The sequence below is a fragment of the Pseudomonas sp. Ga0074129 genome (assembly GCA_001465025.1).
GTDB lineage: Bacteria > Pseudomonadota > Gammaproteobacteria > Pseudomonadales > Pseudomonadaceae > Aquipseudomonas.
Genome location: LNDO01000094.1, coordinates 99,267 through 125,331 on the forward strand (window position 1 = coordinate 99,267; position 26,065 = coordinate 125,331).

Here is a 26,065-nt window from a genome sequence, read left to right on the forward strand (position 1 = left end):
CTGCCTGCGTGGGCAACAGCGAGTTCCGCCGCTGTCTGCCCGCGTGTTAACAGGCAACCTTTACAAATCATGTCGAGCCGGGAACTCAGCACGCCATAGCTGTACAAACACTGTGCAAAACAAACAACCCTGTACCAGGAGATTTTTATGTTTGCTCAGTTCAATACAACCGTCCAAGGCTTCAAACGCGCTGCGATGATCACCACCGCCGCACTCGCCCTGGTGGCCGCGCCCGCATTTGCCGACGGTCATGGCAACAAGAAAGACATCGTCGACACCGCCGTCGGTGCGGGTCAGTTCACCACCCTGGTGACCGCCGTGACCGCTGCCGGCTTGGCCGAAACCCTCAAAGGCAAGGGGCCATTCACCGTCTTCGCCCCCACTGATGCGGCCTTCGCCAAAGTGCCCAAAGCGGACCTCGACGCCCTGCTGGCAGACAAGGAAAAGCTGACTGCCGTACTCACCTACCACGTTGTTCCAGGCAAGTTGATGGCCGCCGATCTGGCCGGCAAAACCAGCCTGAAAACTGTACAAGGCGGTGAACTGACGCTCGACACATCCAACGGTGTCAGCGTCGACGGCGCCACCGTCAGCACCGCCGATATTGAAACCAGCAATGGCGTTATCCACGCCATCGACAGCGTGGTCATGCCCAAGTAACCCCTCACTCGCCGGACCAAGGCCGACACCCGCAAGGGGTCGGCCTTTTTCATGAACGGCCCGCAGAAAATCCTCGCCGCTTGGCTTTGTGAAATTTATAGCGTAGATTTTCATGAAATTATCAAAGCCTAATTTCATGAGGCGCATCATGTTCAAACAATCCGCCCAGCATATTGGCACCTACTACGCCGCCACCTACCCGGGGCCGATTCCGCTGCGCCCGCGTTTGCAGGAGGCCTTGCAGTGCGATGTGCTGATCATCGGTGGCGGCTTCAGTGGTTTGCACACGGGCTTGCGTCTAGCGCTGGCTGGCAAAAAAGTCGTGCTGCTGGAAGCCAGCCGCCTGGCCTGGGCCGCCTCGGGGCGTAACGGCGGTCAGGCGCTGCCGGGTTGGTCTTGCGATATGCCTCCGTTCGAGAAGGCATTAGGCCTGGAGCGCGCCCGTCGTCTGTGGGACAGCATGGTCTGGGCGGCCGAAGAAATGCGCGAGCTGCCCGAGCGGCATCAGTTCGATATTGATTACCGCACCGGCGCCATCTACACCGCCGTGCTGCCGCGCCGCGTGCGCCAATTGCAGGACAGCATCGAAGAAGCCGAACACAAATACGGCTACAACAAGCTCAGTTTTATCCCGAAAAACCAATTGCCGCAGTGGATTGCCAGCCCGCGCTACCTGGCCGCCGTGCACGACAGCGGCGCCGCCCACCTCAACCCGCTGAAGTTGGCCCAAGGCCTAGCCGATGCGATCGAGAAAGCCGGCGGACGGCTCTTCGAGCAAACCCAAGCACTGAGCTACCACGAAACCGCAGACGGTTTTGTGGCCCGCACGGAACAAGGCGAAGTACGCAGCGACACCTTGGTGTTGGCCTGCAACGCTTATATCGACAAGCTCGACCCGCAATTGTCAAAACGCCTGCTGCCGGTCGGCTCCTACCAGGTCGCCACCGCGCCGCTGGACCCGGAGCTGGCGCGATCGCTGTTCCCGCGTGGCACCTGCGCCATCGACAACCAGTTTGTACCCGACTACTTCCGCGTCACCCCGGACAACCGCCTGCTGTTCGGCGGCGGCTGCACCTACCTGGGCGGCATCCCCAAAGACGTGCCAGCGGCCACCCGGCCGTATCTGGAGCGGGTGTTCCCGCAACTGCGCGGCGTGCAGATCGACTACGGCTGGGGCGGGCATATCGACTGCACGATGCAGCGCACCCCGGATGTCGGCCGCAACGGGCAGAAGTACTGGCTGCAGGGCTTCTCCGGCCACGGCATTTTGCCAACCCTGGCCGCTGCCCGTGCAGTGAGCGATGCGATCCTCGGTGACAGCGACCTGCTTGAGCTGTACCAAGGCCTGAGCAACCCGCGCTTCCCCGGCGGCGATCTGCTGGCCGCGCCGATCGAGGCGGTGGGCAAGGCCTGGTATCGCCTGCGTGACGTGATTTAAACCCGTAGCCCGGATGCAATCCGGGACCACCCTCCCCGGATTGCATCCGGGCTACGTAAAAAGGAAACAACATGGACATGCAAGACGAAGTCGAAGGCCTGGCGATCCTGATCCGCGATCTGCGCAAGCACAAAAACCTCACCCTCGGTGAGCTGGCGGCGCGCATTGATCGGTCGGTGGGCTTTCTCTCGCAAGTCGAACGCGGCCTGTCGCGCCCAACCGTGGCCGACCTAACCGCCATCAGCGAAAGCCTCGGCGTGCCGACCACCTACTTCTACAGCCTGAGCAAACCGCGCGCCGTGCCTTGGGTCACCCGCCCCGGCGAACGCCGCACGCTGTACTACGCCGGTGGCATCACCGATGTGCTGGCCTCACCGACCATGTCGGGCGGTTTCTCCATGCTCGAAAGCCGCCTAGACCCCGGCGCCACCAGCGGCGAAGGCCACCTGAACGACAGCTCCGAACAAGGCGGCTTTGTCCTCGAAGGCGAGCTGACCATCTGGTACGGCGACGCCGCCGAGCCGGTCACCCTCGGCCCGAATGACAGCTTCCAATTGCCGCCGCACGCACAATTTCGCTACGCCAACCTCACCGACTTACCCACACGAGTGCTTTGGGTCTTCACCTGAAATTCGGCCAAAACCGACTGCGCTCGGCCATGCTGCGTTGAAAGCAGGCTCGGACTGCTCATTTACGACTTGTAAACTCCGCGTCCTCGCCTGCTTTCGCCTTGCCTGACCTTCGCTCGTGACGGTTTTGATCCGAATTTTCTTGGCACCTATGAGAACAAGAGCAAAACATGAACTCATCATTCCCCGACCTGCTCAGCGAAGTCCGCGCCTTCCGCAGCGCCAACCCCGAGGTGCGCTATGTCGACCTGATCAGCCTGGATATCCCCGGGCATTTCTACGGCAAGCGTTACCCCATCGACATGCTGGAGAAGGTTGCCGCCGGCAGCCCGCTGAAAATCCCGCAGAACTGCGTGCTGCTGGGCGTACAGGGCGGCCTGCACCCGATTGGTGATTACTGCTTTAACGACGGCGACCCGGACGCGCCGCGCAGGTTGATTCCCGGCACGCTCAAGCCGGTGCGCTGGGAAAGCCAGCCGCTGGGGCAGATGCTGATCAGCTCCGATGGCACCGAAGCGCCCATCGAATTTGAGCCGCGTGAAGTGCTCGCCCGCGTACTCAAGCGCCTAGAAGCAAGGGGTATCCGTCCGGTGGTGGCCTTCGAGCTGGAGTTCTACCTGTTTGATCGCACGCTGAAAGACGGCCTGCCGCAGTTCCCCCGCGACCCGCTTTGCGACGATGCGGATGACCAACCGAACATGCACATCGAACGTCTGTCGCGCTTTAGCGATGTGCTGCACGCCATCGTCGACGCCGCCAATGAACAGGGCATTGACGCCAATGTGATCACTGCTGAGCTTGGCCCCGGCCAGTTCGAGATCAACTTCGGCCATTGCGACGACGGCCTGCGTGCCGCCGACTGGGCCGCATTGTTCTGCCGCAGCACCCGTGGCGTGGCGCTCAAGCACGGCCAGCGCGCCAGCTTTATGAGCAAGCCCTACCTGCACGCGCCGGGCAGCGGCATGCATGTGCACGTCAGCCTGTATGACGCTGCCGGCAAAAACCTGCTCGCCGCCGATGAACAACGCCCGCTGCGCCATGCCGTGGCCGGCTGCCTGGAGTTGCTGCCGCACTGCATGCCGATCTTCGCGGCCAACCACAACGCCTTCCGCCGCTACGGTGCCATGGTCAACGCCGCCAGCCGCGCCAGTTGGGGCTTTGAAGACCGTGATGCGTGCATTCGCATCCCCGAGTCAGACGGCAAGAACCTGCGCATCGAACACCGCCTGGCCGGTGCCGACGCCAACCCCTATCTGGTGCTGGCCGCGATCCTCACCGGAATGGAACACGGTCTGGATGTCGGTATTGAACCGATTGCGCCGCTTAACGAAAACCGCCAGAGCGGCATCGACTTCCCGCAGGACATGCTCGGCGCGGTCAGCGCCATGCGCGGCCATGCGGTGGTCAACCAAGGCCTGGGCGAAGAGTTTGTGATGGTCTACTGCGAGAACAAGCGCCAGGACCATCTGGCCTTTATGCAGGAAGTGAGTGCGCGGGAATACCGCTGGTTTCTCTAACCGCTCCACGCCCTCGTAGCCCGGATAAGCCTTGGCGCAATCCGGGCTACGGGTGGCTTCTGAGAACCGTAGAGCGTCAACGCAATAGGTGCACCGCCAACCCAGCCAGTGCCGACACCAGCAGCACCTCCATCACCCCGCGTTTAAAGTGCAGCAGCGCCAGCGCCGCCGCCACGGCCAGCAGGGCCGACGGCCACTCGAAGGTGCCGCTAAAGCCCTGCGGCCAAAGCACGTGATAGGCGAAGAACAGTGCTAGGTTGAGGATTACCCCCACCACCGCTGCGGTAATACCGGTCAGCGGCGCGGTGAATTTCAGCTCGCCGTGGGTGGATTCCACCAGCGGCCCGCCGGCCAAAATAAACAGAAATGACGGCAGAAAAGTGAACCAGGTGACCAGCGCCGCCGCCGCGGCACCACTGGCAAAGCCCGAATCGCCGCCGAACACCGGCTGCAGGTACGCCCCGACAAAGGCCACAAACGCCACCACCATGATCAGCGGCCCCGGCGTGCTTTCGCCCAGCGCCAGGCCGTCGATCATCTGCGTCGGCGTCAGCCAGCCGTAGTGATCGATCGCGCCCTGATACACGTAGGGCAACACCGCGTAGGCACCACCAAAGGTCAGCAGGGCCGCCTTGGTGAAGAACCAGGCCATTTGCGTCAACGTACCGTCCCAACCATACAGGGCCGTGAGCAGCGCCATCGGCAACAGCCAGAGCAGCGCACCCACCGCGAGCAACAACGCCAAGCGCGACGGCTTAAAACGTGTGTGAGGCAGCACCGGACTGTCATCATCAATCAGCGCCGGGCCGTAAGACGCTTGAGCCGCCGCATGCCCACCCGCGACGCTGAACGACTGCGGCAACAGACGACCGCCGAGGTAGCCACACAGCGCAGCCCCCAGCACGATCAGCGGAAATGGCAGGTTAAACACAAAGATCGCCACAAAAGATGCCCCGGCAATGCCCCACAGCCAGCGGTTACGCAACACGCGCCCGCCAATACGCCAGGCCGCCTGCGCAACAATCGCCGTCACCGCCGGTTTGATGCCGTAGAACAGTCCCGCCACCCACGGCACATCGCCATAGGCGATATACAGCCAGGACAGCCCGATCAGGATAAACAGCGACGGCAACACGAACAGCACCCCGGCGATCACCCCGCCCCAGGTGCGGTGCAGCAACCAACCGATGTAGGTGGCCAACTGCTGCGCCTCCGGCCCCGGCAGCAACATGCAGTAGTTCAGGGCATGCAAAAAGCGCCGCTCCGAGAGCCAACGGCGCTTCTCGACCAACTCCTCATGCATGATCGCAATCTGTCCCGCCGGCCCGCCAAAGCTGATCAAGCCCAGCTTGAGCCAGAACCAGAAGGCTTCAGCCAAACTCACAGAACGCGGCGCGTCAGGTGCGGGTGTATCGGACATGGGCAGGCTCATCCTCTGGAAACCCGCGCACTATAGCCTGCCCGCATGACGATTTAAGCCGGCATGGCTTAAGCCGCGCGTGGATTTCCGTATACTGCGCAACGTTTCGCCATCCCCCACCCCTTGCCCGTGAAGACGCCGTGAATATCCGTCATTCGATCGTAAACCTGCTGCTGATCTGCAGCTGCGTTGTAGTTGCCTCGAACATCCAGGCTGCCGCCAAACAACAGGAACTGGCCTCCGGCAGTGCCCTGCTGGTGGACCTGCAAACCAATCAGGTGCTCTACGAGCGCAACGCCGACAGCGTGGTGCCGATTGCCTCGGTCACCAAACTGATGACCGCCATTGTCACCCTCGACGCCAAGTTGCCGCTGGATGAAATGCTGCCGATCATGATTCGCGACACCCAGGAAATGCGCGGTGTGTTCTCCCGCGTGCGCGTGGGCAGCGAACTCAGCCGCCGCGACATGCTGCTGCTGTCCTTGATGGCCTCGGAAAACCGCGCCGCCTCCAGCCTGGCGCATCACTACCCGGGTGGCCACAGCGCCTTTGTCGCCGCGATGAATGCCAAGGCCCGCGCGCTGGGCATGAACAGCTCGCGCTTTGTCGAACCCACCGGGCTATCGGAACACAACCTGTCCAGCGCCCGCGACTTGGTGCTGATGCTCAAGGCGGCGCGCCAGTACCCACTGATAGGCCAGTTCAGCACCACGTCGGAAAAGACCCAGGCGTTCCGCAAGCCCAACTACACCCAAGGCTTTCGCAACACCAACAACCTGGTGCGCAAACCCGACTGGAGCGTGCAACTGAGCAAAACCGGCTACACCAGCGAAGCCGGACGCTGCCTGGTGATGAATACCGTGATGAATAACCGTCAGGTGGCCTTTGTAGTGCTCGATGCCTTCGGCAAGTACACCCACATGGCCGACGCCACGCGCCTCAAACGCTGGCTGGAAACTGGCAAAATCACCGCCGTGGCCCCTGCGGCTATCAGCTACCGCGAGCAGAAGCTGGCGCAGCGTCAGGCGCAGGCTACGCAGTAACTACGTAGCGTCAGCCGTGACTGGGCACAGTCAGCGGCTGGCGTGCGCCGTACACCAGAAAGCGCGCCAGCTCATTGAGCGGTAGCGCTTTGCTGATCAGAAAGCCCTGTACCTGATCGCAGCCGAACTGACGCAACAAGGCCAGTTGCTCGGCATTTTCCACACCCTCGCCCACCACCTGCAGGTTGAGGTTGTGCGCCAGGTTGATCATTGCCCGCACCATCTGCCGGCTCTCGCTGCGTTCACACATGCCGGCAACAAAACTCTTGTCGATTTTCAGCAAGGTGATCGGCAGGTTGTTGAGGTGCACAAACGATGAAAATCCGGTGCCGAAATCATCCAATGAAAAGCTGACGCCCAGTTGCGCCAACGCTTGCATGGTTTTTTGCACCTGATCACTGCGGCGCATCACGGCCGTTTCGGTCAACTCAAACTCCAGCCACTGCGCATCCACCCCGCGCTCTTCAATCAGGCGACTGAGCGTCGGCAGCAATTGGCTGTCCTGAAACTGACGGAACGACAAATTGACCGCCATGTGCAGCGGCGGCAACCCACGCCCCAGCAACCACTGCATGTCGCGCAGGGCACGGCTGATCACCCAGTAGCCGAGCGGCACAATCAGCCCACTTTCCTCGGCCAGCGGCACAAACTCATTCGGCCCGAGTAACCCATATTCACGGTGCTGCCAGCGCACCAAGGCTTCCAGGCCAAGAATTTGTCCGGTTTGCACACACAGACGCGGTTGGTAATGCAGCTCCAACTCGTCACGGCGCAAGGCGCGGCGCAACTCACTTTCCAGATCTGCCTGATTGCGCGCGCTGCGGTTGATGCGCTCGTCATAGACATGGAAGGTACAACCCTGCTGACTCTTGGCCTGTTGCATGGCGATGTGCGCATACCACATCAGCGGGTCGGCGCTGCTCTCGGCGCGGGCATGGACAAGGCCCAGGCTGCAGCCAATCAACAGGCTCTCACCGTCAACCCAGTAGGGTTCGCTGAGCGCTTCAACGATCTGCGCCGCCAGCCGCTCGGCACGTTGCGGGTCGCGGCGGTTATCCAGTAGCAAGGCAAATTCGTCACTGCCCAATCGCGCCAGTTGGTCGCCCGCCTGCAACTGCGCCTTGATCCGCGCCACCACCTGACGAATCAGCTGATCGCCGCCCTGATAACCGAGGGCATCGTTGGCATGGCGGAAGTTATCCAGATCCAGATGCCCCAGGCTCAGCCCAAGCCCGGCAGACTCCACCAGTCGTGCAGCGAGCAGGGTGTGAAAGCCTTGGCGGTTGGCGATCCCGGTCAAGGCATCCTGCTCAGCCAGCCGCTGCACAGTGTCGTGCAATTTGCCGCGCTCACAGGCATAGCGCAGGCAACGGCGGAGTACATCACTGCTCAAGCGCTCGGCCACCAGCCAGTCACACACGCCTTCAGGCTCGGTTTCAGGTTCGACTTCGAGCAAAAGAATGGTCGGCAGAGCGCAGTGGCCGCCAGCAGGCAGGTGGTTAGGCGTAGCCAGCAACAGGGCATTGCTGGGTTTATCAAACAGCGCGCTGGCAGCCTCCCAGGAGGGCGCCGTGATCAATGCGTAGCCGCTGCCCAAATCAGCCAGACGCTGGCGCAACAGCTGCACCCAGTAGGGCGTTTCAGCCAGTACCAGCAGCCTTATAGGTTCAACAAAAGCGGACAAGAACTTCCCCTACTACACAATAAAGAGCGTTGTTGCCGCTCGGATGCGTCGTCATCGACGTCTAATCACGCACATCCTTGTGTCTGTGGCGCTTTGCCTGCTGAGCAGGTAGCCGAAAGTGCCCTCAGATTACTGCAATACGCGAATTAGCCAAGCGTGGCCGTTTGCCAGTATGTGCGCTGCGGCACAGTTTCAGATCGGCACGGCAGAACGCCTCAGGCCTGTTAAAATGCGCGCCCACTCCCCAGACGATCGATTTCATGTCCCGACTGAACCCCCGGCAGCAAGAAGCCGTGAACTATGTCGGCGGCCCACTTTTGGTGCTCGCCGGCGCAGGTTCCGGCAAAACCAGCGTGATCACGCGCAAAATCGCCCATCTGGTGCAGAACTGCGGCATCCAGGCCCGGCACATCGTTGCCATGACCTTTACCAATAAAGCCGCGCGCGAGATGAAAGAACGCGTCGGCAGCCTGCTCAAAGGCCCGGAAGCCCGCGGCCTGACGGTGTCGACCTTCCACAACCTGGGCATGAACATCATCCGCAAGGAATATGCGGCGCTGGGCTACAAGCCGGGTTTCTCGATCTTCGACGAGGGCGATATCAAGGCGCTGCTCTCGGACATCATGCAAAAGGAATATGCCGGCGACGATGGCATCGACGAGATCAAGAATTACATCGGTAGTTGGAAGAATGATTTAGTCCTGCCCGAAGACGCCGTGGCCATGGCGCGCAACCCCAAGGAGCAGACCGCCGCTATCGTCTACCTGCACTACCAGCGCACACTCAAAGCCTACAACGCGGTGGACTTCGATGATCTGATCCTGATGCCGGTCAAGCTGTTTCAGGACAACCCAGACATCCTGGAAAAGTGGCAAAACCGCATTCGCTACCTGCTAGTCGACGAATACCAGGACACCAACGCTAGCCAATACCTGCTGGTGAAATTGCTGGTGGGCATGCGCAACCAGTTCACTGTGGTGGGCGACGACGACCAGTCGATCTACGCCTGGCGCGGCGCGCGGCCGGAAAACCTGATGCTGCTGAAAGAGGACTACCCGTCGCTGAAGGTGGTGATGCTGGAGCAGAACTACCGCTCCACCAGCCGTATCCTCAAATGCGCCAACATCCTCATTGCCAACAACCCGCATGCCTTCGAGAAGCAACTGTGGAGCGAGATGGGCATGGGCGACGAGATTCGCGTGATCCGCTGCCGTAACGAAGATGCCGAGTGTGAACGCGTGGCATTGGAAATCCTCACCGAGCACCTGCGCACGCAGCGGCCTTACAGTGACTACGCCATCCTTTACCGGGGTAACTACCAGGCCAAGCTGATGGAGTTGAAGCTGCAGCACCACCAGATTCCTTATCGTCTGTCCGGCGGCACCAGCTTCTTCGCCCGGCAAGAGGTGAAGGATTTGATGAGTTACTTCCGCCTGCTGGTCAACCCGGATGACGACAACGCCTTTCTGCGCGTGATCAACGTGCCGCGCCGTGAAATCGGCTCAACCACCCTAGAAAAACTCGGCAACTACGCCACCAGCCGCAAAATCAGCATGTACGCCGCCGCTGGCGAAATCGGCCTGGGCGAACAGTTGGATGCACGCTACACCGAACGCCTCGCGCGCTTTACCAAATGGATGGACCGGGTGCGCCAGGAATGCGCGCAGAACGACCCGATTGCCGCCATTCGCAGCATGGTCATGGATATCGACTACGAGAACTGGCTACGCCAGAACGCCTCCAACGACAAAGTTGCCGACGCGCGCATGGGCAACGTCTGGTTCCTCGTCGAAGCGCTGAAAAACACCTTGGAGCGCGACGAAGATGGCGAGATGACCATCGAGGACGCCATCGGCAAACTGGTGCTGCGCGACATGCTCGAACGTCAGCAGGAAGAGGAAGAAGGTGCCGAGGGCGTGCAGATGATGACCCTGCATGCGTCCAAAGGGCTGGAATACCCGTCGGTGTACATCCTCGGCGTGGAGGAAGAAATCCTCCCGCACCGCTCCAGTATCGAGGCCGATACGGTTGAGGAAGAGCGCCGCCTGGCTTACGTGGGCATCACGCGCGCCAAACGCAACCTGACCATGACCTTCGCCGCTAAGCGCAAACAATATGGCGAGATCATCGACTGTTCACCGAGCCGCTTCCTTGATGAATTGCCGCCGGAGGATCTGGTATGGGAAGGCCTGGAGGACGCCGCCCCGGAGGTCAAAGCCGCCACCGGCAACTCGGCACTGGCCAACATGCGGGCGATGCTGAAAAAATAGTCACGCAGCGACGCTGCCAGTAATGTGGCCGCCAGGAATAATTGATTAATCACGAGGTAGGTTGGGTTGAGGAACGAAGCCCAACAAGGCGAGTGACATGCCATGCGGCACCCAATGTTGGGCTTCGCCGCTGCGCGCCTCAACCCAACCTACATCGCAACCCATCCTACGCAAAACACTAGAACAACGAGGGACGCCGCGTGGAAGCGCTGAAACAGAAAATTCGCGATGAAGGCACCGTACTCTCGGAGCAGGTGCTCAAGGTCGATGCCTTTCTCAATCACCAGATTGATCCGGCGCTGATGCAGCAAATTGGCCATGAGTTTGCCCAGCGCTTCGCTGGCCTTGGCATCACCAAGATCGTCACCATCGAAGCCTCGGGCATTGCCCCGGCGGTAATGGCCGGCCTGGAATTGGGCGTGCCGGTGATTTTTGCGCGCAAGTACCAGTCGCTGACGCTCACCGACAACCTGTACATCTCCAAGGTGTTTTCGTTCACCAAGCAAACCGAAAGCACCCTGGCTATTTCGGCCAAACACCTGAACGCCCATGATCACGTGCTGTTGATCGATGATTTCCTGGCTAACGGCCACGCGGCACGCGCGCTGATCGACCTGATTGGCCAAGCGGGCGCGAGCATTGCCGGCATTGGTGTGGTGATCGAAAAGTCCTTCCAGCGCGGCCGCGCCGAACTGGACGCGCAAGGCTATCGGGTCGAGTCACTGGCGCGCATCGGCTCACTCAAAGATGGCCAGGTCAGCTTTATCGAGTGATACACCCGCGAGCGCCAGGATGCTTGGCGCCCGTTTAAGTATCAGGCAATAAAAAACCGCCCGAAGGCGGTTTTTTGGTTAATGCCAAGCGCTTACAGGCCAGACATTTTGACGATGGCTTCACGCAGCTCATCATCGGTGCAATCGGCACAGGTGCCTTTTGGCGGCATGGCATTGATACCGGCGATTGCTGTTTTCAGGATAGCGTCTACGCCACCTTCTTTATCCGCACGCGCTTTCCAAGCTGGGGTATCGCCGATTTTCGGCGCGCCCAAAATACCTGGGGTATGGCAGGCGGCGCAGTGCTTGGCAATGATGTCGTCAGCTGTGCGCGCAGCGCCGCCGGCGACAACCGCAACAGCACCCACACCTTTGCACTCTTCACCCATCACACAGACTTCACCCACCGGCTTCAGTCGCTCGGCAATGGCGTCGTCGGTCGTGGCCTGAGCAGTCACTGCCCACAGGGCCAATACGGTAGCCGGTGCTACCAACAGCTTTTTAATCAGGTTCACGGTACACCCTCTTCGTGGCTAGTCACGCTCGCGGCCACGGTTTCGCGAGCCACGTCAGTATAACGGTAAGCCGGTTGCGCTGAAACAACCCAGATTGTCGCAGGGTTATTTAGAAATTAGCCGGCGTGGTGGCGCTAATCAACCGAGCGGGTTGCTCAAACGGGTTGCGAAAGCGATGCGGCTTGCTGCTCTCAAAGTAGTAACTGTCGCCAGGCTCCAGGATAAACACCTCCTCGCCCACGGTCAGTTCCAACTTGCCCTCCACCAACATGCCGGCCTCTTCGCCTTCATGGGCGTACATTTCGTCGCCTGTGTCGGTGCCGCTGGGGTAGGTTTCATCAAGGAAGGAGATGGCCCGCGTCGGGTGCGCCTTGCCCACCAGTTTCATGGTGATGGCTCCGCTGCAGATGTCGGTCAGTTCCTCCGCACGGTAGACCACTTGGGCCTGATTGTCCGGCTCTACATCCAGAGAAAAGAATTCCACCAGCGACATGGGAATACCGGCCAGCACCTTTTTCAACGAACTGATCGAAGGGCTTACGCTGTTCTTCTCGATCATCGAAATGGTGCTGTTGGTGACGCCCGCCCGTTTGGCGAGTTCACGCTGGGAAAGGCCTTTGAGTTTACGAATGGATTGCAGTCGAACACCGACGTCCAATGCTGGAGCCCCCTTGGGAGAGATACGGAAAAGTGGCCGTATCATCGCATAGCGTTCAGAATTTACAACACCTGTGTTCAAACTCATCGCAGCCGGGGCTTTTAATCCCCGAGATAGAGCAGCGGCACCCGGCGCAGGTTGCAAAACAACTGATAAGGGATGCTCTGCGCCTGCTGGGCCACCTCGCTGGCCAACACCTGTTTGCCCCACAGTTCGACGCGGCTGCCCAGGCCCGCGTGGGGCAGATCGGTCAAATCAACGGTGAGCATGTCCATCGACACACGACCAATCAAGCGGGTGAGTTGACCGTCGACCGCCACCGGCGTGCCGGTCGGTGCATGGCGCGGGTAACCGTCGGCATAGCCCATGGCGACCACACCGACGCGAGTCGGCCGCTCGCTGACAAAGCGCGCACCATAGCCCACCGGCTCGCCGGCCGGCAGTTCGCGCACGCTGATGATCTTCGACTCCAGAGTCATCACCGGCTGCAACCGCGCGGCCACGGCCTGCGCCTGCTCGAACGGGGTGGCGCCGTAGAGCATGATGCCGGGACGCACCCAGTCGCTCGGCACATTGGGCCAACCCAATACGGCTGGCGAATTACGCAGGCTGACCTCGGCGACTATGCCCTGGCGCGCCTGCTGAAATACCGCCAGCTGTTCCTCACTGCGCGGGCAGTCCAGCTCATCGGCGCGAGCGAAATGGCTCATCAGCACCACCTTCGCCACCTTGCCGCTGGCCAGCAAACGTTGATAGGCCGCCTGATAATCCGCAGGGTGCAGCCCCACGCGGTGCATGCCGCTGTCCATCTTTAACCAGACCGTCAGCGGCGTGCGGATAGCGCTGCGCTCAATCGCCTCTAACTGCCACGACGAATGCACCACACACCAAAGATCATACTGCTCGATCAGCGGCAATTCGTCGGCCTCAAAAAAACCTTCCAGCAACAGGATCGGCCCACGAATACCGGCCTCGCGCAGTTGCAGCGCTTCCTCGATGCAGGCCACGGCAAAACCGTCGGCCTGCTCCTGCAACGCCTGCGCACAACGCACCGCGCCATGGCCGTAGGCATCCGCCTTGATCACCGCCAAAGCGCGTGCGCCGCTGACCTCGCGGGCCAATTGGTAGTTGTGACGCAAAGCTTGCAGGTCGATCAGGGCGCGGGAAGGACGCATGACGTTCTCGGCTATCAGCAGTTTTCAGACTATAAAAAAGCCCGGTGTGATGGCCGGGCAAACACTTATCGCAAACGGGACGGGCGGCGTTATAGCGCGGCCACGATCATCATTTCCACCAGCACTTCAGGCTTGTACATCTTTGCCTCGACGCAAGCGCGAGCGGGCGCGGCACCGGGGGCAACCCAGGCATCCCAGACCTCATTGAGGCCGGCGTAATCGCGGTCCATGTCCTTGAGGTAGATGGTCACGGAGAGGATCTTCGACTTGTCGCTGCCGGCCTCGGCCAGCAGGCGATCCGTACTGGCCAGGGTCTCGCGGGTTTGCTGCACGATATCACCACTCAGATCGTCCGCCAGTTGCCCGGCCAGGTAGACCGTACCGTTATGGATGACGATTTCGCTGTAGCGACTTTCAGTGTGCAGGCGCTGTACTGACATGCTTGTGATTCTCCTGGGAACGACTGTAACGAGAAATATCCAGGCCTTCGGCGCTGATCTGCGGACGCTTTTTTGCCATCAGATCGGCAAGCAGGCGACCGGAGCCGCAGGCCATGGTCCAGCCCAGTGTGCCGTGACCGGTGTTGAGGAACAAATTGCGTAAGCCGGTGGCACCGACAATTGGTGTGCCGTCCGGGGTGGCCGGCCGCAGCCCGGTCCAAAATTCGGCCTGGCGCAGGTCGCCGCCCTGCGGGTAAAGATCGGCGGTGATCATTTCCAGGGTTTCGCGGCGACGCGGGTTGAGGCTCAGGTCAAAACCGGCAATCTCAGCCATGCCACCGACGCGGATGCGGTTGTCGAAACGGGTAATCGCCACCTTGTAGGTTTCATCGAGGATGGTCGAGGTGGGCGCCATCGCCACATTGGTGATGGGCACAGTCAGCGAGTAACCCTTGAGTGGGTACACCGGCGCTTTGATACCCAGCGGCTTAAGCAATTGCGGGCTGAAACTGCCAAGCGCCAGCACGTAGCGGTCGGCGGTTTCCAGCTTGCCATCGATCCACACGCCATTGACCCGGTCACCCACCGCGTCGATGCGCTGGATGTTCTGACCGAAGCGGAATTCCACACCCAGCGCTTTGGCCATTTCCGCCAGCTTGGTGGTGAACAGCTGGCAATCGCCGGTCTGGTCATTCGGCAAACGCAGCGCGCCGGCCAGTTTGTCGGTCACTGCCGCCAGCGCTGGTTCAACGCGGGCAATACCGGCGCGGTCGAGCAACTCGTAAGGCACGCCCGACTGCTTCAGCACCGCGATGTCTTTGGCGGCGTTGTCCAATTGCGCTTGAGTACGGAACAGCTGAGTAGTCCCCAACGTACGGCCTTCGTAGGCGATACCGGTCTCGGCGCGCAGTTCGTCAAGGCAGTCACGGCTGTATTCGGACAGGCGCACCATGCGCTCTTTGTTCACCGCGTAACGGCTGGCAGTGCAGTTGCGCAGCATCTGCGCCATCCACAGGTATTGATCGATATCGGCGGTGGCCTTGATCGCCAGCGGAGCGTGCTTTTGCAGCAACCATTTGATGGCTTTCAGCGGCACGCCCGGCGCGGCCCACGGCGAGGCGTAGCCCGGAGACACCTGACCGGCGTTAGCGAAGCTGGTTTCCATGGCCGGGGCCGCCTGCCGGTCGACCACCACCACTTCAAAGCCCTGACGCGCCAGGTAATACGCACTGGCTGTACCAATCACACCGCTGCCGAGAATCAGAACCCGCATACCGCTCTCCTCGCCGCGACAACGCGCGACGGATATTCTTGAGATCACAATTGAGCGCAGTATAGGAAGAGATCAGCAGTGCTTTTCACTATATAAATAGCTATATTTGGCGACAATTCTTGGCAATATCGCCTTCCGCAGAGGGGTATCCACCATGCGCACCCAGCACCAAAGCCGCCGCGAACTGGACAAAATCGACCGCAATATCCTGCGCATCCTGCAGGAAGACGGGCGTATCAGCTTTACCGAACTGGGTGAGCGGGTTGGCCTGTCGACCACGCCCTGCACCGAGCGCGTGCGCCGCCTGGAGCGCGAAGGCATCATCATGGGCTATCACGCCCGGCTCAATCCGCAGCAGCTCAAGGCCAGCCTGTTGGTGTTTGTCGAGATCAGCCTGGACTACAAATCCGGCGACACCTTCGAGGAGTTCCGCCGCGCGGTGCTCAAGCTGCCGCACGTACTCGAATGCCACCTGGTTTCCGGCGACTTCGACTACCTGGTGAAGGCGCGCATCAACGAGATGGCCAGCTACCGCAAGCTGCTCGGCGACATCCTGCTCAAGCTGCCACATGTGCGCGAGTCGAAGAGCTACATCGTCATGGAAGAAGTGAAAGAAAGCCTGAGCCTGCCGATTGCCGACTGACGCCCATACTGCGCCCGCTAGAACGCCGCCCGATTGGTGAGAACGCGGCTGCGCCAAGCGCCGCTAAAGCCCCTCCCACAGATTGCCGCGCACGTGGCCGCCACAGGCAGCACTCCCCGTGGGAGGGGCTTTAGCGGCGATAGAATCAGATTATCCAAGCCCAACCTACACCAGCACCTGGCGGGTTGTGGCGATCAGCCGGTGCACCTGCTTTTCTACCGCAGGTTCAGTCATCTGCTCCGGCCCTTGGCCGCGCGGACACGGCAGGCTGGGCGTGGTGCCAAACAAGCGGCAGATCAGCGGGCGCTGGTCATACACCGTGCACCCCTGCGGGCCGAGGTGCACGCAATTGTATTCCGCCAACGCGGCATCATGCTCGGCATCGCTTTTCACCGGCAGCCGCGACATTTCTTCGGATGAGGCGGTGACTGGTCCGCAGCAGTCATGGCAGCCCGGCACACAGGCAAAACTGGGAATCTGCAAACGCAGCGTGTGTTGGATGAAAATAAAGTTTCATCCTAAGCGCCCCGTTTTTCCTGGCCTCCAGCGGTGCCGTACATCGCTAAAGTATCATCCTTTCCGATACCAAATTTATACGGATGACACTTTATTTTCATCCCACAGCGTGTCGATCGTGCGACTGGTGCAACTCATAAACATCACCCTGACATACCGGCGCGCATAGTAACGGGACATGGTGCCTAATCGCGGCAATTGCGCTATTAACCGACGAAAATCCGCTTATTTCACGATTAGCTCTTGGCGTTTGGCAAATCCCACGCTTATGCTTCGTAAAATTTTCCAAACACAAAAATCAGGATTCCACACATGAACGCCCGCGTTCACCAGCCGGTTCACAGCGACCAGCACGCCCGCTCCTACTACGCCGCCAGCACCAACCGTCAACTCGACTACCCCGCCCTGCGCGGCGAAGTGCGAGTGGATGTGTGCATCGTCGGTGGTGGTTTTTCCGGCCTGAATACAGCCATCGAATTGGCGCAAAAAGGCTTTTCGGTCGCGTTGCTGGAGGCACACAAAATTGGCTGGGGGGCCAGCGGGCGCAACGGCGGGCAACTGATTCGCGGCGTCGGCCATGGCGTTGAGCAGTTTGAGCCGGTGATCGGCGCACAAGGCGTGCGCGAGCTGAAATTGATGGGCCTGGAAGCGGTGGAAATCGTCCGTGCGCGCATCCAGCACTTCGCTATCGACTGCGACCTGACCTGGGGCTATTGCGACCTGGCCAACAAGCCCAGCCACCTCGAAGGCTTTGCCGAAGACATGGCCGAGCTGAAACAGCTGGGCTACCGCCACGAGATGCGCTTGTTGCAACCGGAGCAGATGCGCGAAGTGGTCGGCTCCGACCGCTACGTGGGCGGCATGATCGATATGGGCTCCGGCCACCTGCACCCACTCAACCTGGCCCTTGGCGAAGCCGCGGCGGCACAGGGTCTGGGCGTGCAGTTATTCGAGAACTCGGCGGTGACACGCATCGACTATGGCCCAGAGGTCAAGGTGCACACCGCTCAGGGCGTGGTGCGCGCTGCCACCCTGGTGCTCGGCTGCAACGCTTACCTCAACGGCCTGAACAGCAATCTGGGCGGCAAGGTGCTGCCCGCGGGCAGCTATGTGATCGCCACCGAACCGTTGTCCGAGGCTGAAGCCAAAGCCATCATCCCGCAGAACATGGCCCTGTGTGACCAGCGTGTGGCGCTGGACTATTACCGCCTATCGGCCGATCGCCGCTTGCTGTTCGGCGGTGCCTGCCACTATTCCGGACGCGACCCCGCTGACATCGCCGCGTACATGCGACCGAAGATGCTCGCGGTGTTCCCGCACCTGAACGACGTGCGCATCGACTACCAATGGGGCGGCATGATCGGCATCGGTGCCAACCGCCTGCCGCAAATCGGTCGCCTGAAAGACCAGGCTAACGTCTATTACGCCCAGGCCTATTCCGGCCACGGCGTGAATGCCACGCACCTGGCCGGCAAGTTGCTCGGCGAAGCCATCGCCGGTCAGGCCAGCAGCGGCTTCGATCTGTTCGCCAAAGTGCCGCACATGACCTTCCCTGGCGGCAAGCACCTGCGCTCGCCACTGCTGGCGCTGGGCATGCTCTGGCACCGGATGAAAGAGCTGATCTAACCCGCCGCGTCTCTGCCCGTCAGGGCTGCATCGCAGCCGGCGCTGGCGGCTCGGCGAAAGCACCGCGACGGTACGCCAGCCAGACAAAACCGGCCGCGCCCACCGCCATCAACATTGGCAGTGCGTGGCCGCTGACCCACTGACTGGCAGCCCCCGTCGACAACGGCCCGAGCAAGCAACCCGCGCCCCAGAGCAGGGCGATATGCGAGTTGGCGCGCACCAGCGCATCGTCACGATAGCGCTGGCCGACCAGAATCAGCGACAAGGTGTACAAGCCGCCCGCGCTCGCGCCAAACAGCACCAGCACGCCCCAGATCAGCGGCGTATGCAGCAACCACGGCATGCTCAGGCTCGACAGCAACAGCACCACCCCGCAACAGCGGAACAGCGTCTGTCGCGGCACACGGTCGGCCAGCCAACCAATCGGCAATTGCAGCGCCGCATCACCAATCACCACCACGCTGACCATGATCAGCGCCATCTGCTGGGCAAAGCCCTCGCGCACCAAGTACACCGGCAGCAAGGTCAGCACCATGGCCTCAAAGGCAGCAAACAGCACCACCGCCCAGGCAATTGCCGGTGACGTGCGACAAAACTCGACAATGCCACGCCCCGAAGCGCTGTGTGCATCCACCTTGGGTGCGCCGCCACGCCCCAGCAGCAACAGGCTGCCAACGACCAGCAACGCCGCCGACAACCAAAACCCGCGATCACTCTCCGTGCCCAGCACGGTCAACAGCAACGGCCCGCTTAACTGACTGAGCGCAAACCCGGTGCCGTATAAGGCCACCAGACGGCCGCGCAGACGGTCCTCAACCAACTGGTTGATCCAGCTTTCGCCGAGCACAAACACCACGGTCAGGGAGATGCCGATCAGCAGACGCAGTAACAGCCAGAGTGGATAGCTGGGCATAACACTGAGCAGCGCCACCGAGGCGGCGCTGGCCAATAAGCACAGGCGTAAGGTCTGCGGCGTGCCGAACCAGCCGGCCAGATGGCCAGTGATGCGCGCCCCGAGCAACACCCCGATGGCCGGCATGGCCGCCATCACGCCGATGGCAAACGAACCGTAGCCCCAGGACTCAAGACGAAACGACACCAGCGGCAGCGTCACCCCCAATGCCAAGCCGACAATCACCACCGCCGCAATGACGGCGAAATAGGTCATCCAGTTCATTCTTCTCACTCGACAGCCTGACCGACTCAACGCCCACCACGCAGATGCAAAACGGCCGGGCTCCATAGGAACCCGGCCGCAGGTGGGCTTAGCGCTGCCATCAACCGAGCACTACGAGACCAAGGCCAGGACCAACGACCAGCGGGAGTAACAGCCGCAGGCTGGCCCGAAGGGTGAGCGCTAGCGAATCAGGCGCCCCGGAGCTTTTAAGCGGAGCGTACTGCAGTACGTGAGCATTAAAAGCGAGGACACAACGCAGCATGGCCGACGGCCCGGAGATCGCCCGGAAGCGCTATAGCTTGATCCAGGTGGCCTTGATCTCGGTGTACTTGTCGAACGCATGCAGCGACTTGTCGCGACCGTTACCGGACTGTTTGAAGCCGCCAAACGGCGCGGTCATGTCGCCGCCGTCGTACTGGTTGACCCACATGCTGCCGACACGCAGCGCCTTGGCCGCCAGGTGCGCCTTGGACAGGTTGCTGGTCCAGATGGCAGCCGCCAAGCCATAAATGCTGTCGTTAGCGATCTGGATGGCTTCTTCGGTGGTGTCGAACGGAATCACCGTCAGCACCGGGCCGAAGATTTCTTCCTGGGCGATGCGCATGCTGTTGTTCGCGTCATCGAAGATGGTCGGTTCGACATACTGGCCGCCCGTTTCTTCCAGAGTGCGCTTGCCACCGCACAGCAGCTTGGCCTGATCCTTGTGACCGGCGTCGATATAGCCGAGCACGGCATTCAGGTGGCCGGCATCGACCAACGCCCCGACCTTGCTGTTCGGGTCCAGCGCGTGACCGGCTTTCCAGTCCTGCATGGCTTCCAGCACCATGGGCATAAACTGGTCTTTGATGGAACGCTCCACCAGCAGGCGCGAACCGGCGGTGCACATCTCGCCCTGGTTGAAGCAGATCGCCGCGGCGGCGGCCTCGGCGGCGGCTTTGAGATCCGGCGCGTCGGCAAAAACGATGTTGGCGCTCTTGCCGCCCGCTTCCAGCCAGACGCGCTTCATGTTCGATTCGCCGGCGTAGATCATCAGTTGCTTGGCGATCTTGGTCGAGCCGGTGAACACCAGCGTGTCGACATCCATATGCAACGCCAGCGCCTTGCCCACGGTATGGCCGAAGCCCGGCAGTACGTTGAGCACACCCGCCGGTATACCGGCATCCAGCGCCAGTTGCGCCATACGCAGAGCGGTCAGCGGGGACTTCTCGGAGGGTTTGACGATCACTGAGTTGCCGGTGGCCAGTGCCGGGCCGAGCTTCCAGCAGGTCATGATCATCGGGAAGTTCCACGGCACGATAGCCGTCACCACGCCGATTGGCTCACGGGTCACCAGGCCCAACTCGTCATGCGGCGTCGGTGCCACTTCGTCGTAGATCTTGTCGACCGCTTCACCGCTCCAACGAATGGCACGCGAGGCTGCCGGAACGTCGACACTCAGGGCATCGCTGATTGGTTTGCCCATGTCGAGGGTTTCCAGCAGCGCCAGTTCTTCAGTGTGCTGATCCAGCAGGTCGGCAAAGCGAATCATGATGCGCTTACGCTGCGCCGGGGCCATACGCGACCACACGCCAGACTCGAAGGTGGCACGGGCATCCGCTACCGCCAACTCAGCATCGACCAGATCACAACTGGCCACCAAACCAAGCAAACGGCCATCAACCGGGCTGATGCATTCGAATGTGGCACCCGATACCGCATCGCGGTACTCGCCATGAACAAAGGCACGGCCTTCGATCTTCAGGTCTTTGGCACGCTGCTCCCAGTCGGCACGAGTCAGGCTAGTCATTCGAACATCCTCTATCGCTAGTAAAGCGCCGCAGGTTGGCCGCACGCGCTGTCAATTATTCTGCATGGGCTGCAGAACCTGCTTACGACCTGCTGCGCGTCGGCCCTGCTGCGCTAAATCGTGAACAGATTCTTACGACCCAATCCTGCCAGCAACACTAAACCAGAGGCCCGCACACTTCCATTATTTTTTACAATAAGCGCTAAATCCGCCTTGTTATGTGCGCTTTATTAAACATAGACTGCCGAAATACCTCTATCGACAACAAGCCTGCCCAGAACAGGCGCTCAACCCCTAACGGACACGCTTATGAACATCGAAAAGATCGTCGACTTCGCCACCGCCACCACCGCACCCGAACACTACCGCCCAGCGGCGGAGAAAGTTCTAAAAGGCGACCCCGAGCAGAGCGTGCGCAACCACTATGGCAGCCCATGCGGTCAGTTCAATGCTGGGATCTGGGAAGGTGCGATTGGTCACTGGACCGTCAACTACACCGAACACGAGTACTGTGAAATTCTGCAGGGCGTTTCGGTACTGCGTGATAAAGACGGCAACGCCAAAACCCTGCGCGCGGGCGACCGCTTCGTCATCCCGGCCGGTTTCTCTGGCACTTGGGAAGTGTTGGAGCTTTGCCGCAAGGTCTATGTGATGTTCGAACAGGCCAGCCGCTGAGTTGAATTCATGCGTCACCCTTCGCCCGCCTTGCGCGGGCTTTTTCTTGCCTGTAACTCCTGCAGCCCTAGCTAACACGCTTAAAAATGGCTGCAGGCGTTTTTATCGCCCAGGGCTTACCAAATCGCAGGCAAGAAAAAGCCCGCTATAAAAGCGGGCTTTCTCATCAAGAAGCCAGATCAATTACTTGATCTTGCCTTCCTTGTACATCACATGCTTGCGAACAACCGGATCGAATTTTTTAATTTCGATTTTGTCCGGAGTAGTGCGCTTGTTTTTGTCGGTAGTGTAGAAGTGACCAGTACCGGCACTCGAGATCAAACGGATCAATTCACGCATGACTTTCTCCTTAAACCTTTTCGCCGCGAGCACGCAGCTCGGACAGAACGACGTCAATACCACGCTTGTCGATGCAACGCATGCCTTTGGCAGAAACGCGCAGACGCACGAAGCGGTTCTCAGACTCGACCCAGAAGCGGTGATGCTGCAGGTTCGGCAGGAAACGACGACGGGTTTTGTTGTTCGCGTGGGAAATGTTATTCCCAGTTACCGGACCCTTACCGGTAACTTGACAGACTCTCGACATGCCTCAGCCCTCTAAAACCACATGCCCAACCCGGCATGGGTTGGCCGCTAATATTCAATCTTGGCGCTCAGCGCCGCGTATCTCGAGGGTCTTACCGGCCGTACCTGAAAGCGCAAGAACCGGGCCCCTACAAAAGAGCGCTGCTTTATACCAGAAAGACCCCAGCGCAACAAGGTTAACTGCACTTTATAAAACCAACAGACAACCAGCAAACCTGCGCCCGCCCCTGCCGACAACGGTTACCGAGCCACTCGACCGCTTGTCGCCAAATGTCCCGTTTTAGAGCCAACCGTATTCCGCCATCGACAGCGGCTCACCGTCGCCAACAATAAAGTGATCGAGCACGCGCACATCCACTAACTCCAAAGCTTCCTTTAACCGGCGAGTCAGCACACGATCGGCCTGGCTCGGTTCCGCCACTCCGGAAGGATGATTGTGCGTAAGGATAAGCGCCGCCGCATTGTGCGCCAGCGCCCGTTTAACCACTTGGCGTGGGTACACGCTAGCGCTGTCGATGGAGCCATGAAACAGCGCTTCAAACGCTAGCACGCGGTGTTTGGCATCGAGAAACAGACAACCAAAGACCTCATGCGGCTCATGCCTTAGCAGCGCCTTAAGGTAATCGCGCACGGCCTGCGGGCTTTCCAGTGCTGAGTCGCGGCGCAACTGCTCGGCCAGATGCCGCCGGGCCATTTCCAGCACAGCCTGCAACTGGGCAAACTTGGCCGGGCCTAAGCCCAGGCGCTGGCTAAACGACGGTAAATCCGCCTGCAACAGCAAACGTAGGCTGCCGAAATCGCCCAACAGGTGACGGGCCAAGTCCACCGCACTCTGCCCAGCCACGCCCGTGCGCAAAAAGATCGCCAATAATTCGGCGTCAGTCAGTGTCGCCGCGCCCTGCGCCAGCAGCTTCTCCCGAGGGCGCTCAGCCGCCGGCCAATCACGAATACTCATCACACCTCCTTGTGTGTTCGCCGGCGTGGCAAAGCGCCACACCTAAGTGCGCAAAGCCAAGCCAGGCAAGCGCTGGGAGCGCTACGTCAGCACACCCCTTGTGCTATCGTAGCCCAACTTTTGCGCGGCGACTGGCCTGGGGAGGCGTCAGCGGCGCGGTGTATCCATCTCAATAAAAGGCAGGCCTATGCAGCGGCTTTATCGGAAACGCATCATTGTTGGCGTGGGTGGCGGTATTGCTGCTTATAAAAGTGCCGAGCTGATTCGCCGACTCAAAGACCAAGACGCCGACGTGCGCGTGGTCATGACCAAAGGCGGTCGTGAATTCATCACCCCACTGACCCTGCAAGCCTTGTCCGGGCATCCGGTGCATCTTGACTTGCTCGACCCCGAAGCCGAAGCCGCCATGGGCCACATTGAGCTGGCGCGCTGGGCTGATCTGGTGCTGATCGCGCCTGCCACCGCCGACTTGATGGCACGCCTGGCTCAGGGCGTGGCCGATGACCTGCTGACCACCCTGGTATTGGCCACCGATGCACCGGTGGCGCTGGCTCCTGCGATGAATCAAGCCATGTGGCGCGACCCAGCCACCCAAGCCAACGCGGCGCTGCTAAGCCAGCGCGGCCTGCACCTGTTTGGCCCTGCCGCTGGCAGCCAGGCCTGCGGCGATGTCGGCCTGGGCCGTATGCTGGAAGCCGAGCAACTGGTGCAATGCGCCGCCGACTGCTTCCAGCACCAGGCACTAACCGGCAAACACGTGCTGATCACTGCCGGCCCGACCCAAGAAAATATCGACCCGGTGCGTTACATCACCAACCACAGCTCCGGAAAGATGGGCTTTGCCCTAGCCGAAGCCGCCGCCGAAGCTGGGGCTAAAGTCACCCTGATCAGCGGTCCGGTGCACTTGCCCACGCCCGAGCGCGTCACCCGCATCAACGTCACCAGCGCCCGCGACATGCTGGCCGCCTGCGAAACCGTGATGCCCTGCGACGTGTTGATTGCCGCCGCCGCCGTGGCTGATTACCGCCCGGAAGTGGTCGCCCAGCACAAATTGAAAAAAGACCCTAGCAGTGGTGACGGATTGCTTCTGCAAATGGTGCGCAACCCCGATATTCTCGCAACCCTGGCCGCTCGCCCGGATCGTCCGTTCAGCGTGGGTTTTGCCGCTGAAACCGAGAACCTGCTTGAGTACGCCTCGCGCAAGCTGCGTGACAAGAACCTCGACCTGATTGTGGCCAACGACGTGGCTAACCCCAGCATCGGCTTCAACAGCGAAGAAAACGCCATCACTATCATTGACCGTGAACTCCAGCAAAGCAGCTTCGCCCAAACCAGCAAAAGCAAAATTGCCCGCCAACTGGTGCAGTTCATTGCTGAACGCATGGCCAGCCGCTGACGCCCACTCATCGAACAGAGCCTGATATGCACGCCTTACAAGCCAAAATCCTCGACCCGCGCCTGGGCAATGAATTTCCCTTGCCGCACTACGCCACCCCAGGCTCAGCAGGCCTCGACCTACGCGCCATGCTCAAGCAAGAGTTGGTGCTTGAGCCGGGCCAAACCGTGCTAATCCCGACCGGCCTGTCGATCTACATCGGCGACCCTGGCCTGGCTGCGATGATCCTGCCCCGCTCGGGACTGGGCCACAAACACGGCATCGTGCTCGGCAATCTGGTCGGCTTGATCGACTCGGACTATCAGGGCGAGTTGATGGTGTCGTGCTGGAACCGTGGCCAAACGCCGTTCACCATCGCCATCGGCGAGCGCATTGCCCAGCTTGTACTGGTACCGGTTGTGCAAGCGCATTTCGAACTGGTCGAGCAATTTGATGAAACCCAGCGCGGTGCAGGTGGTTTCGGTCACTCCGGCAGCCACTGATCGCCCTTACTCTTTCCAGGATGAATTGCCGAGGAGACGCTGCATGAAACTCTTCAAGCGCACCGCCAAGGACGCTGACCCTGCCACACCCAGCGCCGAGTTGGCCGCCAGCGTTGCACCGGAAAAGCCCAAGCGCGACCTCAACGACCTACTGCCGGGTCTGGCCGCCGCATTGGCGGGCATTGCCTTGGCCGGTGCGCTGCTATGGTTTGGCCCGCTGAGCAACGCCAATCAGGTGCACCTGCAGCAACTCAGCCAGGCGTGGGGTGGCAGCCAAGCCACCGTCGTGCAAAAAGCCCTGCAGCAACTGGCAGCCGACACGCAAGCCGCCGCACGCAACCCACAGCTGTTACTGGCCCTGCAAAGCCAGGACATTGCCCAGGTTCGCGCTGCCGAGCGCAACCTGACCTATTGGCACGGCGTGGTTGATGCTCACCTCAACGCCCGTGGACAGGCCATTCAGGACATGAGCCGCATCGCGCCGATGAACTTTGCGGCGCTGGACATGTTGCGCCGCGTCGAGAGTGGTCAAACGCCGGCGCCCGAAGCCTACAAAGTGGGCCAGCGCTGGCTGGTGTACAGCGCCGCGCCGCTGCGCCTGAACGAAGGCGAACCGCTGCACGGCACTTTACTGCTGGCTGTCGACCTAGAGCGCCTGCTCGCCAACCTGCCGGTAATGCCCGCCGAGGTTGGCCAGATCCAACTGGTACAGCAATTCAATAATACCGC

Annotated in this window: 25 protein-coding genes; 12 read left to right on the forward strand and 13 right to left on the reverse strand. The window is 60.7% G+C overall.

The features are described 5' to 3' along the window. The first annotated feature begins 147 nt into the window (after positions 1-147). The 4 genes from AUK77_RS14515 (at position 148) to AUK77_RS14530 (ending at position 4,244) form a co-directional block, all read left to right on the forward strand. On the forward strand, positions 148-660 hold the full coding sequence (locus tag AUK77_RS14515; protein WP_296130865.1) for a fasciclin domain-containing protein: 513 nt from the start codon (positions 148-150) through the stop codon (positions 658-660). Positions 661-808: 148 nt separating this feature from the next. Further along, positions 809-2,098 carry an FAD-binding oxidoreductase gene (locus AUK77_RS14520; protein WP_296130867.1) on the forward strand — a complete coding sequence of 430 codons (1,290 nt, stop codon included), beginning with the start codon at positions 809-811 and terminating at the stop codon, positions 2,096-2,098. A gap of 71 nt (positions 2,099-2,169) precedes the next feature. Then, positions 2,170-2,727, forward strand: coding sequence for an XRE family transcriptional regulator (locus AUK77_RS14525; protein WP_296130870.1), 558 nt, complete (start codon positions 2,170-2,172; stop codon positions 2,725-2,727). A 170-nt stretch (positions 2,728-2,897) separates the two neighbouring features. Then, positions 2,898-4,244 carry a glutamine synthetase family protein gene (locus AUK77_RS14530; RefSeq protein ID WP_296130873.1) on the forward strand — a complete coding sequence of 449 codons (1,347 nt, stop codon included), beginning with the start codon at positions 2,898-2,900 and terminating at the stop codon, positions 4,242-4,244. Between the two features lie 76 nt (positions 4,245-4,320). On the opposite strand, the gene chrA is transcribed toward AUK77_RS14530, so the two are convergent. After that, the gene (gene chrA, locus AUK77_RS14535; protein WP_296130875.1) at positions 4,321-5,664 is read right to left on the reverse strand and encodes a chromate efflux transporter; all 1,344 of its coding nucleotides are present in this window, start codon (positions 5,662-5,664) and stop codon (positions 4,321-4,323) included. Positions 5,665-5,804: 140 nt separating this feature from the next. On the opposite strand from chrA, the gene pbpG reads away from it, so the two are divergent. After that, positions 5,805-6,707, forward strand: coding sequence for a D-alanyl-D-alanine endopeptidase (gene pbpG / locus AUK77_RS14540; protein ID WP_296130878.1), 903 nt, complete (start codon positions 5,805-5,807; stop codon positions 6,705-6,707). Between the two features lie 10 nt (positions 6,708-6,717). On the opposite strand, the gene AUK77_RS14545 is transcribed toward pbpG, so the two are convergent. After that, positions 6,718-8,391, reverse strand: a complete 1,674-nt coding sequence (locus tag AUK77_RS14545) for a bifunctional diguanylate cyclase/phosphodiesterase (protein WP_296130881.1) — start codon at positions 8,389-8,391, stop codon at positions 6,718-6,720. A 260-nt stretch (positions 8,392-8,651) separates the two neighbouring features. Between AUK77_RS14545 and rep the strand changes: the two genes are divergently transcribed. Both rep and AUK77_RS14555 read left to right on the forward strand, forming a co-directional pair. Next, positions 8,652-10,661, forward strand: a complete 2,010-nt coding sequence (gene rep, locus AUK77_RS14550; protein WP_296130883.1) for a DNA helicase Rep — start codon at positions 8,652-8,654, stop codon at positions 10,659-10,661. Positions 10,662-10,861: 200 nt separating this feature from the next. Then, complete coding sequence (locus AUK77_RS14555) at positions 10,862-11,434, forward strand: xanthine phosphoribosyltransferase (RefSeq protein WP_296130886.1); 573 nt, start codon at positions 10,862-10,864, stop codon at positions 11,432-11,434. 92 nt (positions 11,435-11,526) lie between these two features. Here the strand turns inward: AUK77_RS14555 and AUK77_RS14560 are convergent, their stop codons facing one another. From AUK77_RS14560 to dadA, 5 genes are all read right to left on the reverse strand, one after another. Further along, a complete protein-coding gene (locus AUK77_RS14560; RefSeq protein WP_296130891.1) occupies positions 11,527-11,949 on the reverse strand; it encodes a c-type cytochrome in 423 nt (140 codons plus the stop codon). Between the two features lie 109 nt (positions 11,950-12,058). After that, complete coding sequence (locus AUK77_RS14565; protein ID WP_296130951.1) at positions 12,059-12,607, reverse strand: cupin domain-containing protein; 549 nt, start codon at positions 12,605-12,607, stop codon at positions 12,059-12,061. Between the two features lie 101 nt (positions 12,608-12,708). Further along, complete coding sequence (alr, locus tag AUK77_RS14570) at positions 12,709-13,782, reverse strand: alanine racemase (RefSeq protein WP_296130894.1); 1,074 nt, start codon at positions 13,780-13,782, stop codon at positions 12,709-12,711. An 89-nt stretch (positions 13,783-13,871) separates the two neighbouring features. Continuing rightward, positions 13,872-14,222 carry a RidA family protein gene (locus tag AUK77_RS14575; protein WP_296130897.1) on the reverse strand — a complete coding sequence of 117 codons (351 nt, stop codon included), beginning with the start codon at positions 14,220-14,222 and terminating at the stop codon, positions 13,872-13,874. Continuing rightward, positions 14,197-15,495, reverse strand: coding sequence for a D-amino acid dehydrogenase (gene dadA / locus AUK77_RS14580; RefSeq protein ID WP_296130899.1), 1,299 nt, complete (start codon positions 15,493-15,495; stop codon positions 14,197-14,199). Before dadA ends, AUK77_RS14575 begins: the two co-directional genes overlap by 26 nt. A 154-nt stretch (positions 15,496-15,649) precedes the next feature. Between dadA and dadR the strand changes: the two genes are divergently transcribed. Then, the gene (gene dadR / locus AUK77_RS14585) at positions 15,650-16,138 is read left to right on the forward strand and encodes a transcriptional regulator DadR (protein WP_090250512.1); all 489 of its coding nucleotides are present in this window, start codon (positions 15,650-15,652) and stop codon (positions 16,136-16,138) included. 165 nt (positions 16,139-16,303) lie between these two features. Here the strand turns inward: dadR and AUK77_RS14590 are convergent, their stop codons facing one another. Further along, positions 16,304-16,645 (reverse strand): YkgJ family cysteine cluster protein, encoded by a 342-nt coding sequence (locus AUK77_RS14590; RefSeq protein WP_296130953.1) that lies wholly within the window; start codon positions 16,643-16,645, stop codon positions 16,304-16,306. Positions 16,646-16,966: 321 nt separating this feature from the next. On the opposite strand from AUK77_RS14590, the gene AUK77_RS14595 reads away from it, so the two are divergent. Next, a complete protein-coding gene (locus AUK77_RS14595; protein ID WP_296130901.1) occupies positions 16,967-18,280 on the forward strand; it encodes an FAD-binding oxidoreductase in 1,314 nt (437 codons plus the stop codon). 19 nt (positions 18,281-18,299) lie between these two features. Here the strand turns inward: AUK77_RS14595 and AUK77_RS14600 are convergent, their stop codons facing one another. Both AUK77_RS14600 and AUK77_RS14605 read right to left on the reverse strand, forming a co-directional pair. After that, positions 18,300-19,457 (reverse strand): MFS transporter, encoded by a 1,158-nt coding sequence (locus tag AUK77_RS14600; RefSeq protein WP_296130905.1) that lies wholly within the window; start codon positions 19,455-19,457, stop codon positions 18,300-18,302. 292 nt (positions 19,458-19,749) lie between these two features. Continuing rightward, complete coding sequence (locus AUK77_RS14605; RefSeq protein WP_296130907.1) at positions 19,750-21,243, reverse strand: aldehyde dehydrogenase; 1,494 nt, start codon at positions 21,241-21,243, stop codon at positions 19,750-19,752. Between the two features lie 309 nt (positions 21,244-21,552). Between AUK77_RS14605 and AUK77_RS14610 the strand changes: the two genes are divergently transcribed. Beyond that, positions 21,553-21,918, forward strand: a complete 366-nt coding sequence (locus AUK77_RS14610; RefSeq protein WP_296130909.1) for a cupin domain-containing protein — start codon at positions 21,553-21,555, stop codon at positions 21,916-21,918. A gap of 183 nt (positions 21,919-22,101) precedes the next feature. Here the strand turns inward: AUK77_RS14610 and rpmG are convergent, their stop codons facing one another. The 3 genes from rpmG to radC all read right to left on the reverse strand — a co-directional run bounded on the left by rpmG (position 22,102) and on the right by radC (position 23,458). Further along, positions 22,102-22,257: a 50S ribosomal protein L33 gene (gene rpmG / locus AUK77_RS14615; protein WP_022960960.1), complete on the reverse strand. Its 156-nt coding sequence runs from the start codon at positions 22,255-22,257 to the stop codon at positions 22,102-22,104. 10 nt (positions 22,258-22,267) lie between these two features. Continuing rightward, complete coding sequence (gene rpmB, locus AUK77_RS14620) at positions 22,268-22,504, reverse strand: 50S ribosomal protein L28 (protein ID WP_090240685.1); 237 nt, start codon at positions 22,502-22,504, stop codon at positions 22,268-22,270. Between the two features lie 279 nt (positions 22,505-22,783). Beyond that, positions 22,784-23,458: a DNA repair protein RadC gene (gene radC / locus AUK77_RS14625; RefSeq protein WP_296130911.1), complete on the reverse strand. Its 675-nt coding sequence runs from the start codon at positions 23,456-23,458 to the stop codon at positions 22,784-22,786. 187 nt (positions 23,459-23,645) lie between these two features. On the opposite strand from radC, the gene coaBC reads away from it, so the two are divergent. Together coaBC and dut are read left to right on the forward strand one after the other, a co-directional pair. Next, positions 23,646-24,854, forward strand: coding sequence for a bifunctional phosphopantothenoylcysteine decarboxylase/phosphopantothenate--cysteine ligase CoaBC (gene coaBC, locus AUK77_RS14630; protein WP_296130914.1), 1,209 nt, complete (start codon positions 23,646-23,648; stop codon positions 24,852-24,854). 26 nt (positions 24,855-24,880) lie between these two features. Further along, the gene (gene dut, locus AUK77_RS14635) at positions 24,881-25,336 is read left to right on the forward strand and encodes a dUTP diphosphatase (protein WP_296130917.1); all 456 of its coding nucleotides are present in this window, start codon (positions 24,881-24,883) and stop codon (positions 25,334-25,336) included. The last annotated feature ends 729 nt before the right edge of the window (positions 25,337-26,065 follow it).